Raw genomic sequence first — 10606 nt, 5'->3', positions numbered from 1 at the left:
ATTCCTTAGATAAGATCCAATAGCTGCAAGGCGGCGAGGGCGCCCAGCGGGTCTTCGGCCAGGTGCAGGCCTTCTATCTTGTTGATCGTCATGGCGAGGTCGTCGCAATGAATACGTACGCAGGCACCGGCAAGCACGGTCGGGGACTGAACATTGCTGAGCAATTTGGGAAGCTGGCCGGGGTTCAATGCTTTGCTGGAGTACAGCAATACCGCTCGCGGTTTAAGCAGGTCGGCCGCCAGCGACAGTTCACCGTTGGGCAACGGCCAGTCGAAAACCTCAACCGGGCAATCGGCGCTGCTGATCAGCCAGGCGCTGAGCCACAGGTGCGGCTCCAGCGGTGAGTCCGAGTGATTGACCAGCAACACTGGCTTGCCGCTGAGCTGACGATTATTGTGGTAAATCCGGGCACCAAATTTGCTGCGCAGCCAGGAGTAGAAGAACACCTGCTCCATTTGCCCGCCGAAATGCCCCTGCCAGCGGAACTCGAGTTCCGACAGCAACGGCATCAACAGCTGTTCGCAGACTGTTCGCGGCGGGTAGAGCGACATGGCCTGGTTGAACAGGTCGTCAACCCTGCGCTCCGCCAGTTCACTGATCGCCTTGATCAGGTTTTGCCGCAAATCGTCCCAGTCATTCCCGGCGACGCTGGTATCCGGTTGGCGGCTGTCGATGAGGCTTTTCACCTGACTGACCGATACGCCGCGATTGAGCCAGGTGAGAATCTTCATCACCCGTTGGACATGCTCGTCCGAGTACAGTCGGTGCCCCTTGGGCGTACGGTGCGGGACGATCAGCCCATAACGGCGTTCCCACGCACGCAACGTGACCGCGTTGACCCCGGTTTGACGGGCGACTTCACGTATCGGTAACCAGCCGCCTTCAAACCCCGAATCTGCAGCGGTTGGCTCGGGCGCGGGGATCAGATGCAGTGTGTTATTCATGTTCAGATCGCATTCCGCAGGCTGAGATTTTCCGGGTGCGGCTGCATGTAAACCTGCAAGGCCACGTAAGGATCAGGATGTTGGCGGAAGTGGTGTTTGAGCAGCGTCAGGGGCACGATCAACGGCACGATGCCTTGATGGTACTGACCGATGATTTGCTGGATTTCCTGCTTGTCGGCCGCGCTCAGGGTCTGTTTCAGATAGCCGCTGATGTGCTGCAGAACGTTGGTGTGGGTGCGGCGAGTGGCGGGCTTTTTCAGGGCCGTCATCAAGTCACTGAAATAGCGCGGTGCGACCTCGTTGGGATCGCTGCGGCCCATGCTGCCCAATAAATTGCCCAATACTTTGTACTGCACCGGGTCGTTGGCCATGAGCTGGTATTTATAACGCGAGTGGAATTCGGTCAGGCTGCGGCGGGTGATACCTGCTTTAAACAGGTCTTGCCACGCGGCATAGGCAAACACTCGGGTGATGAAATTCTCGCGCAAGACTGCGTCGTTGAGGCGACCATCTTCTTCAACCGGGAGATTGGGATGACGCTCGCAAAACGCCTGGGCATAGATCCCGCGTCCGCCTCCCTCAACGGGAGCGCCGTTCTCCGTGTAGACCTTGACTCGCTCAAGTCCACAGGACGGAGATTTCTGCATGAAGATATAGCCGCAGATATCCCCCAGTTCTTCAGCCATCTTTACCCCGTAGTCGGCGAGGGGCTGGGTAACGTTCAGCGCTTTATTCACCGTCCCGACGGCTTGAGGGTTTTGTGCGTCGCCCACCAAACGGATGGGTTCGCGGGGTATGCCCATGCCGATGGCCACTTCCGGGCAGGCGGTGACGAACTCGAAGTATTGAGTCAGCTCGCGGGTGCATAAATGGGATTCTTTATGACCACCATTGAACCGCACCTCGTCGCCCATGAGGCAGGCACTGATGCCGAGTTTCGGTTTATGGACTGCTGGAGAAAGCATGCAAACCTCTGAACATAATTGTACAGAGTTAATTTTCTGTACAACTTGGGTTCATCATAGGTTCAACGCTGTACAAGTCAAATGGTTTGTATAGGGTTTGTATGGGGTGGGTCAGCGCTCCCCGCCCTTGTAGGACCGGCTTTAGCCGGGAGGGCAGTATTTCTACCGAAGGAAATTTAGAGAATTATCCGACGTCCTCCCGGCTGAAGCCGGTCCTACGGAGGGCGCCAGTCAGGCCTTGGGTTATTTCCAACCCATCTTCCACGCCTCAGCGTCCTGCAACGTTTGCCAAGGCAAGCGTTCACTGCGCTGTGTCAGCACTGCCTGCAATTCGATTTCCAGCACGGTGCCTTCTTCGTCGCGAAACAATTCAGTGACCAGAAAATGCTTCTCTCGATTGACCGGCTGAGCGGCTGTCCATTTCGACAGCAGCAGCTTGCGGGGATTGAGGCGGTTCAATTGAGGTGTTCCAGCAAGCGACGTGCTGCCTCCTGACCGCTGAGCCAGGCACCTTCGACGCGGCCTGACAGGCACCAGTCGCCACACACATAAATGCCCTGATCGGGATCGGAAAGCGCGCCCCATTCATGAGCGGTAGCGGGGCGGGCGTAAAGCCAGCGGTGGGCCAGACTGAACGTCGGCGCAGGTACGGCGCAGCCGATCAGTTCGGCAAATGCGCCGTGCAACTGCTCAATGACTTCTTCCTTGGGCATGTCCAGATGCTGTCGGCTCCAGGCGCTGGTGGCGTGCAGCACCCAGGTGTCCAGCGTGGTATCGCGCCCGGGTTTGCTGCGATTTCGGGCAAGCCAGTCGATGGAACTGTCCTGGACAAAGCAGCCTTCCAAAGGCGTCTGCAATGCACTGCTGAATCCCAGCGCCACCGCCCAGGTCGGGTCCATCTTCACACCGGCGGCAGCGCCTGCAAGTTTTGGCGCGCTGGCCAGTAGTGCCGTTGCCTGTGGAGCGGGCGTGGCGATGATCACATGGCTGAAGGGGCCGTGGCTCTGGCCCTCGGCGTCTTGCAGGCTCCAGTGCTGCTCGCCACGAAAGACCTCGGTGATCCGGCAGGAAAACGAGACTGGCAAATCACCCAGCATGGCGCGAGTAATAGCACTCATGCCGGGCTGGCCGACCCAGCGAACCTGCTCGTCGGGTGACGGGCTGAGCTGGCCTGCGTGGGAGTTGTACAGCAATGGCGTCCATTGAGCCGCGCAACCCTGAAGTTGCCACTGCTGTACTGCGGCCATGAAGCGCCGATCGCGAGCAGTGAAATACTGCGCGCCCATATCGAGCGAGCCTGCGTCACTGCGTTTGCTGGACATCCTTCCGCCACTGCCGCGGCTTTTGTCGAAAAGATGAACGGAGTGCCCGGCAGCATGGAGCGCTTGGGCTGCGGAGAGTCCGGCAATGCCGGTACCGATGATTGCGATAGGTACAGTCATAGGGGCCTCGTTACCTTGTCTGCACAGACTACGCCGTAGTTAAAACCTGTACAATATTGTTTTTTGGTATAACTTGCTTCGATTACGGCTTGGGGCCTGCGTCGCCTTTCTGGTACGGCTCCAGATCTAAAATCTGCTACCTGAAAGCGACGGGCAACTATCCGGACGGATAGTCCGAACGCTTTCTGGCAATGTTTTGGCCTATGGTTCATAAGCCATCTGTTGATGCATAAAAAAATAGACTACTGAATGCTCGCGAACGCCACGCAAGGACACCTGCCATGCACATATTGCTGACCGGCGGTACTGGTTTGATAGGACGACAGCTCTGCCATTTCTGGACTCAACAAAGCCATCAGGTCACGGTCTGGAGCCGCAAACCCGATGAAGTCCCGCGACTGTGTGGCAGCGGCGTGCGAGGTATCGCCCAACTCAGTGACCTGAATGATCAACCGGTGGACGCGGTGGTCAACCTCGCAGGTGCGCCCATTGCGGACCGGCCCTGGACGCGCAAGCGCAGAACTCAGTTATGGGACAGCCGCATTGGCTTGACCGAGCAACTGTTGACCTGGATGGAGCAACGTTCGCAGAAGCCACAGGTGCTGATCAGTGGTTCTGCCGTGGGTTGGTACGGCGATGGCGGCGAGCGTGAGCTGGATGAAACCTCCCAGCCAGTCAAAGAAGATTTCGCCAGCCATCTGTGTGACGCCTGGGAAGAAACGGCACAGCGAGCCGAGGCCCAAGGCGTGCGGGTAATCATCATTCGGACCGGTCTGGTGCTCTCCGATGACGGCGGCATGCTGCAGCGGCTGCTACCGCCCTTCAAATTCGGCATGGGCGGCCCCATCGGCAATGGTCGGCAGTGGATGCCATGGATACACATCAAAGACCAAATCGCCGCGATTGATTTTCTGTTGCACAAGCATGACGCGCAAGGCCCCTATAATCTCTGCGCCCCCCACCCGGTCCGCAATCACGAGTTTGCCAAAACACTTGCCGGTGTTCTGCATCGCCCGGCATTCATGCCGTTGCCTGCACTGGCCTTGAAAATCCTGTTGGGCGAATTGTCTGTTCTGCTATTGGGTGGTCAACGCGCTCGACCTGCCCGACTGGAAGAGGCCGGTTTCACATTCAAATTTACTGAACTGCACGCCGCCCTGGACGATTTCCTCGGCCGCCACTGAAATAGGATGTTGCATGACCGATCACGCGCTGTTGCTGGTCAATCTGGGTTCACCAGCCTCCACGTCTGTGGCTGATGTTCGCCGTTATCTCAACCAGTTCCTGATGGACCCCTACGTCATCGATTTGCCGTGGCCGGTTCGTCGGCTGTTGGTGTCGCTGATCCTGATCAAGCGACCCGAGCAGTCCGCCCATGCCTATGCCTCTATCTGGTGGGACGAAGGCTCACCGCTGGTGGTGTTGAGCAAGCGTTTGCACCAAGCCATGACTAAGGAATGGACCCAGGGCCCGGTTGAACTGGCGATGCGTTACGGTGAGCCGTCCATTGAAACCGTGTTGACCCGATTGGCATCTCAGGGCATCAGCAAAATTACCCTGGCTCCGCTATACCCGCAGTTTGCCGACAGCACGGTGACCACGGTGATCGAGGAGGCCAAACGCGTTGTAAAGGACAAATCACTGAACGTGAAGTTTTCCGTGTTGCAGGCGTTCTACGATCAACCGGAATACATCGACGCGTTGGTCCAGAGTGTGCGGCCGCATCTTGAACAGCCTCACGATCACTTGCTGTTGAGCTTTCACGGTTTGCCGGAGCGACACCTGACCAAGCTTGATCCCACCGGCAATCACTGCTTCAAGGATGCTGACTGTTGCAGGAACGCGTCGCCCGAAGTGCTTGCGACCTGCTATCGCGCACAGTGCCTGCGTTCGGCGGCCGTGTTTGCGAAACAGATGGGCATTGCAGATGGCAAATGGTCGGTGTCGTTCCAGTCGCGGCTGGGGCGGGCCAAGTGGATCGAACCCTACACCGAAGCGCGGCTTGAAGAACTGGCTGCTCAGGGCGTGAAGAAGTTGCTGGTGATGTGCCCGGCGTTTGTAGCCGACTGCATCGAGACGCTGGAGGAAATCGGTGATCGCGGTGCCGAGCAGTTCAAGGCTGCCGGGGGAGAGGAGTTGACCTTGATACCGTGCCTGAACGATGACCCGAACTGGGCAGCGGCATTGAACAAGCTGTGCGAGCGGGCGCCGTTGATGTTGTGAGCCGCTTTTATCTGTAGGAGCGCACGAGCACCGCGAGGCCGCGATAGCGGTTTGTCAGGCTGATCGCTATCGCGGCCTCGCGGTGCTCGTGCGCTCCTACAGATTTGGGGTTGGTCCTAAGGCAACTGATCATCCAGATGCTTGTTCTTCCACCCATCGTTGCCCGGTAACAGCAGGTTCAATGCGATAGCCGTCACGGCGCACAGGGCAATACCTTTCAGGCCGAAATCGTCCGGGCCGTTGCCGGTGCCGATCAACACGCCGCCGATACCAAACACCAGTGTCACCGAGACGATCACCAGGTTGCGGGCTTCGGCCAGGTCGACCTTGTGGCGGATCAGGGTGTTCATGCCTACCGCCGCAATCGAACCGAACAGCAGGCAGAGAATGCCGCCCATCACCGGCACCGGGATGCTTTGCAGCAGCGCGCCGAACTTGCCGATGAATGCCAGGGTGATCGCAAACAGCGCCGCCCAGGTCATGATCTTCGGGTTGTAGTTCTTGGTCAGCATCACCGCGCCCGTCACTTCGGCGTAGGTGGTGTTGGGTGGACCGCCGAAGAGGCCCGCTGCGGTAGTGGCAATGCCATCACCAAACAGTGTGCGGTGCAGGCCTGGTTTCTTCAGGTAATCACGACCCGTCACGCTGCCCACTGCGATCACGCCGCCGATGTGCTCAATGGCGGGCGCCAGTGCTACAGGGACGATGAACAGAATCGCCTGCCAGTTGAACTCCGGCGCGGTAAACGCAGGCAGCGCCAGCCAGGGCGCCCCGGCGATTTTTGCGGTGTCGACGACGCCAAAGTAAAACGACAGGGCAAAGCCCACCAGTACGCCGGAGATAATCGGCACCAGACGGAAAATGCCTTTGCCGAATACGGCCACGACCAACGTGGTCAGCAGCGCAGGCATCGAGATCAGCATCGCGGTGCTGTACGGAATCAGTTCCGCGCCGTCACCACTTTTGCCCATGGCCATGTTCGCGGCAATCGGTGCCATTGCCAGGCCGATGGAGATGATCACCGGACCGATAACCACCGGCGGCAGCAGTCGGTCAATGAAGCCAGTGCCTTTGATCTTCACGGCCAGGCCGAGGAAGGTGTAGACGAAACCCGCCGCCATGACCCCACCCATGGTCGCCGCAAGTCCGAACTGGCCTTTGGCAAGAATAATGGGGGTGATGAACGCGAAGCTCGACGCCAGGAACACCGGCACCTGACGGCCAGTGACGATTTGAAACAGCAAAGTACCCAGGCCAGCGGTAAACAGTGCGACGTTAGGATCCAGCCCTGTAATCAGCGGCATCAATACCAGCGCGCCGAATGCGACGAAGAGCATCTGCGCCCCGGACAGCACGGTACGCCACAGTGGATCGTTGAACTCGTCCTGCCTCATCACGAGTCCTTTTGCTTGGTGCCGAAAATCTTGTCACCGGCATCGCCCAGGCCCGGGATGATATAGCCATGCTCATTGAGGCGTTCATCGATGGAGGCGGTGTAGATCATGACGTCCGGGTGAGCCGCTTCAACCACTGCGATACCTTCCGGCGCAGCAACCAGCACCATGGCGCGGATTTCCTTGCAGCCGGCTTTTTTCAGCAGGTTGATCGTGGCAACCATCGAACCGCCGGTGGCGAGCATCGGGTCGATGATCATGGCCAGACGTTCATCAATCTCAGGAACCAGTTTCTCCAGATACGTATGGGCTTCTAGGGTTTCCTCGTTGCGGGCCACACCCACGGCGCTTACTTTGGCGCCCGGGATCAGGCTGAGAACGCCGTCGAGCATGCCGATACCAGCGCGCAGAATCGGTACGACGGTGATTTTCTTGCCTGCGATCTTTTCGACCGGGACAGTACCGGCCCAACCCTGGATATCGTAGGTCTCCAGCGGCAGATCGGAGGTGGCTTCATAGGTGAGCAGGGCACCGACTTCCTGAGCCAGCTCACGGAAGTTCTTGGTGCTGATATCGGCGCGGCGCATCAGGCCGAGCTTGTGGCGGATCAGCGGATGGCGGATCTCACGAATAGGCATAGGAAAAAGCTCCGGCGTGGGCAAAAAAACGGCCTAGGTTAATCTATTCAGCTGTTACTGTCCTACGTGCCTTGCGGTGTTTTCAGACAATTCCTGACACGTTAGTCCAGAATTGCTTGCCCTGACTGGAGCGGATGCGTACCTTTGCCCGCTTTTCTTACACTGCCCCCCAGGAGAGCGTCATGTCCGCTGATCTCGAGCATATCCGTCAAATCATGCGCGAAGCCGACTGCCTGTACACAGAAGCTGAAGTCGAGGCGGCCATCGCTCGCGTTGGTGCGCATATCAATGCCGAGCTGGCTGAGCGCAATCCAGTCGTATTCTGCGTGATGAACGGCGGTCTGATCTTCTCCGGCAAGCTGCTGACGCACCTGAACTTCCCATTGGAAGCGTCTTACCTGCACGCCACCCGCTACCGCAACGAAACCAGCGGCGGCGATCTGTTCTGGAAAGCCAAGCCCGAAGTCTCGTTCATCGACCGTGACGTGCTGATCATCGACGACATCCTCGACGAAGGTCACACCCTGGGCGCGATCATCGACTTCTGCAAACACGCGGGCGCTCGTGCCGTTCACACCGCGGTATTAATCGACAAAGACCATGACCGCAAAGCGCGTCCGGACCTGAAAGCCGACTTTGTAGGCCTGCCATGCGTTGACCGTTACATCTTCGGTTATGGCATGGATTACAAAGGTTACTGGCGCAACGCTGCCGGGATTTATGCGGTTAAAGGGATGTAATCAGGACCCTGTGACTGATCCTGCTAGGAATGAGGTCAATGTGGGAGCGGTGCTTGGTCTGGGCGGCATTCCGACGATAAGGCTGGACGCGGTTCACTTTAGATCGCATTCAGCCTTATCGCGGGCAAGCACCGCTCCCACAGATCCTGCATATCTCCAAGGAATCTGCGCCACCCCGCATGCTAAAGTGCCAGCCCTGTCCTTGCGGGAAGTCGAAATGAAGCTTTTGATCCGTAGCGCTGCCATGGCCTTGCTGTGCAGCTTGCCCGTTGTGATGCCCGTCTCAGCCGAACCCATGCACGCCCAATACCTGCCGCCAGATGACCTGAATCTGCGCGAAGGCGAACCCGAGCAGCAGCAATTGCTGCAGATCACCGAGTATTCGGTCGTGGTGGGCAATCAGCGGCAGTCCAATCAGGCACCGATCCCCGTGACTGCGCCGGTACTGCTGCGCCTCAAAGGCAAGCCAATGAACAAGGGCGCCACGATTAACGAGGTGCTGATTCATTTCGACAGCGAAAGCAAAAGCCTGAAAAAGCCGGTCTTTGATGACAAGAGTCGAGTGCTGAATCTGTATTACCCGGTGGCGCAATACCGAACGTTGATGGATCTGCTGCGCAACGAAAAGCTTTACTGCCAGTTCCTCAGTTACGCCAACGGCCATGTCTGGGCCGATTTGCACACCGGGGCCGTTCGTACTCGTTGAGCCTTTTGCCGAGCCGAGGGTAAACTGCCCGCCGGTTAACAAGTCAGCGATCCAGTTGGAGCACGCAATGCGTAAAGATAAAAAGCAGTTGATTGGTGACGAAATCGGCGATGAGCAGGTTAAAGCGTTCTTGCTTTTCGAGCCGGTGGACGCTACATCGCCATCGCTGCACAAGCTGATCAAGGCTTACCGTGGCTTGCGAGTCAATGATTTCGAGCGCTTTCTGGTGTTCTTCCTCGAAGCCGGTTACGACCTGGATGGCAAGGATGAGTATGGCAATGACTTCATTGCAACGATCAAGGATCAGCGCAACGCTGATGAATACATCGAGCTGATCGAGAAAGCTCGCGTGTGAGGGCTGACAGGACAGGCATCCGAATGGAGTCTGTCCTGTGTTGATCTGTTGTGTGGATAATAGCTACAAAGTTGTTAGATTTTTCCTACCGATATAATCGTTGTTTTTTCATGCGCGAGTGAGAAATCAAGCCATACTGCTTAGGCGGCATTGTGTTTGATGCAATGAATTAATATTTTTCGAAATGGATTTCGATGATGAACAGATATATATCGTTGTTAAGTGTTTTACTTGGCTCTCATTTTCTCGTGATGACCACGCCTGCTCTGGCTGCCAAGAAATTTGATATTTCGGTAGATAACGAAGCTCGATCAGATCTCTCCTTGAACCGGGCTACATGGCATCTGGGTAACTATGAGGCGGTGGATTATCAAATTCCTCAGCATTATAAAGGAGAGTTTTCTATCTCGGTAGCGGGTAATAAGAGTGGTTCACTGTCCTTCACTTATGCCGCAGGGTCCACCGCTTGTAACTACCAGGCTAAATACGGCCAGGAACGTGTTGCCGGTTGGTTGTGGCCTTCTTACAGGGATGTTGCTGAGGTGCGGGGTATTTCTGTCGGGCAGTTCGGTGCCTTTTGCCAAGCCTCGGTAGTGGAAAAGCCATCGGGTGATGGCTATATCCTTCGCGTCAGTATCAAGTGATATCAGCACTCATCGGTACGGTGCCTGCTTTACAGCGGCGGTCGTGCCTGTGTGCATCATTGGAAAGGGATTTCAATATTATGTACCGTTTAAAATTAATTGCTGTTTTGAGTGCTTTATCCATGGTGGGGTTCGCTCAGGCCGAGACGCTCACCAATTACCACGCTGAAATACGGAACATGACGGCTGAAGATATTTATCTCATCAATCAAAGCTGGGACTTGGGTGGTCAGGATCCTAAAACTTACAGAATCAAGCCCGGCGATACTGGCGGATTCAATATCCGGGTTACCAATGACATTGGCGAGGTCAACTTCATGATGGGTACTGATGGAGGCAAACGCTGTAACTTTGTTGTGAAGTACGGCCCTGTCAAACGGGTTAAAGGCCCCATGACACTCACTGGGCCTGGCCACTGGAAGGTGACTAAAAGTTTTGGCAGTGTGCCTGCTACTTGCGATTTGAAAGTGGATGAGTGGGTCTACAAGGAAAGTTTTGATGTTCGCTATCGTATGAAGTGAATGAGGATCTTGTCGCTGGATTTATGGAGTCGTG

The 10606-nt window shown here is 56.6% G+C and carries 13 protein-coding genes; 7 read left to right on the top strand and 6 right to left on the bottom strand.

Annotated features, from left to right (window positions below; translation table 11 throughout):
* Nucleotides 1-5: 5 nt before the first annotated feature.
* The 4 genes from CKW31_RS21670 to CKW31_RS21655 all read right to left on the bottom strand — a co-directional run bounded on the left by CKW31_RS21670 (nt 6) and on the right by CKW31_RS21655 (nt 3351).
* Nucleotides 6-944: a MerR family transcriptional regulator gene (locus CKW31_RS21670; RefSeq protein ID WP_095099875.1), complete on the bottom strand. Its 939-nt coding sequence runs from the start codon at nt 942-944 to the stop codon at nt 6-8.
* Between the two features lie 2 nt (nt 945-946).
* A complete protein-coding gene (locus tag CKW31_RS21665; RefSeq protein WP_095099872.1) occupies nt 947-1909 on the bottom strand; it encodes a DUF523 and DUF1722 domain-containing protein in 963 nt (320 codons plus the stop codon).
* Between the two features lie 243 nt (nt 1910-2152).
* The gene (locus CKW31_RS21660) at nt 2153-2368 is read right to left on the bottom strand and encodes a TIGR02450 family Trp-rich protein (RefSeq protein ID WP_095099869.1); all 216 of its coding nucleotides are present in this window, start codon (nt 2366-2368) and stop codon (nt 2153-2155) included.
* Complete coding sequence (locus CKW31_RS21655; RefSeq protein WP_095099866.1) at nt 2365-3351, bottom strand: NAD(P)/FAD-dependent oxidoreductase; 987 nt, start codon at nt 3349-3351, stop codon at nt 2365-2367. The genes CKW31_RS21660 and CKW31_RS21655 overlap by 4 nt, the downstream gene beginning before the upstream one ends.
* A gap of 281 nt (nt 3352-3632) precedes the next feature.
* Between CKW31_RS21655 and CKW31_RS21650 the strand changes: the two genes are divergently transcribed.
* Both CKW31_RS21650 and hemH read left to right on the top strand, forming a co-directional pair.
* A complete protein-coding gene (locus tag CKW31_RS21650; RefSeq protein ID WP_095099863.1) occupies nt 3633-4535 on the top strand; it encodes a TIGR01777 family oxidoreductase in 903 nt (300 codons plus the stop codon).
* 13 nt (nt 4536-4548) lie between these two features.
* The gene (hemH, locus tag CKW31_RS21645) at nt 4549-5574 is read left to right on the top strand and encodes a ferrochelatase (protein ID WP_095099860.1); all 1026 of its coding nucleotides are present in this window, start codon (nt 4549-4551) and stop codon (nt 5572-5574) included.
* Between the two features lie 116 nt (nt 5575-5690).
* On the opposite strand, the gene CKW31_RS21640 is transcribed toward hemH, so the two are convergent.
* Both CKW31_RS21640 and upp read right to left on the bottom strand, forming a co-directional pair.
* Complete coding sequence (locus tag CKW31_RS21640; RefSeq protein ID WP_095099857.1) at nt 5691-6968, bottom strand: uracil-xanthine permease family protein; 1278 nt, start codon at nt 6966-6968, stop codon at nt 5691-5693.
* Nucleotides 6968-7606, bottom strand: coding sequence for a uracil phosphoribosyltransferase (upp, locus tag CKW31_RS21635; RefSeq protein WP_095099854.1), 639 nt, complete (start codon nt 7604-7606; stop codon nt 6968-6970). The genes CKW31_RS21640 and upp overlap by 1 nt, the downstream gene beginning before the upstream one ends.
* Nucleotides 7607-7788: 182 nt before the next feature.
* Here upp and CKW31_RS21630 point away from each other — a divergent pair, with 182 nt between their 5' ends.
* The 5 genes from CKW31_RS21630 (at nt 7789) to CKW31_RS21610 (ending at nt 10572) form a co-directional block, all read left to right on the top strand.
* The gene (locus CKW31_RS21630) at nt 7789-8346 is read left to right on the top strand and encodes a hypoxanthine-guanine phosphoribosyltransferase (protein ID WP_087272989.1); all 558 of its coding nucleotides are present in this window, start codon (nt 7789-7791) and stop codon (nt 8344-8346) included.
* 217 nt (nt 8347-8563) lie between these two features.
* Nucleotides 8564-9052, top strand: a complete 489-nt coding sequence (locus CKW31_RS21625) for a hypothetical protein (protein ID WP_095099852.1) — start codon at nt 8564-8566, stop codon at nt 9050-9052.
* 67 nt (nt 9053-9119) lie between these two features.
* Entirely contained in the window at nt 9120-9407 is a 288-nt protein-coding gene (locus CKW31_RS21620; protein ID WP_095099849.1) for a PA4642 family protein, read from the top strand.
* A 197-nt stretch (nt 9408-9604) separates the two neighbouring features.
* Nucleotides 9605-10051 carry a hypothetical protein gene (locus tag CKW31_RS21615; RefSeq protein WP_095099847.1) on the top strand — a complete coding sequence of 149 codons (447 nt, stop codon included), beginning with the start codon at nt 9605-9607 and terminating at the stop codon, nt 10049-10051.
* Nucleotides 10052-10131: 80 nt separating this feature from the next.
* Nucleotides 10132-10572 carry a hypothetical protein gene (locus tag CKW31_RS21610; protein WP_095099844.1) on the top strand — a complete coding sequence of 147 codons (441 nt, stop codon included), beginning with the start codon at nt 10132-10134 and terminating at the stop codon, nt 10570-10572.
* Nucleotides 10573-10606 lie beyond the last annotated feature (34 nt).

Source organism: Pseudomonas sp. Irchel 3A5, assembly GCF_900187575.1.
GTDB lineage: Bacteria > Pseudomonadota > Gammaproteobacteria > Pseudomonadales > Pseudomonadaceae > Aquipseudomonas > Aquipseudomonas folii.
The sequence above is the reverse complement of the archived record's forward strand: the minus strand, read 5'-3'. Positions and strand labels throughout refer to the sequence as shown.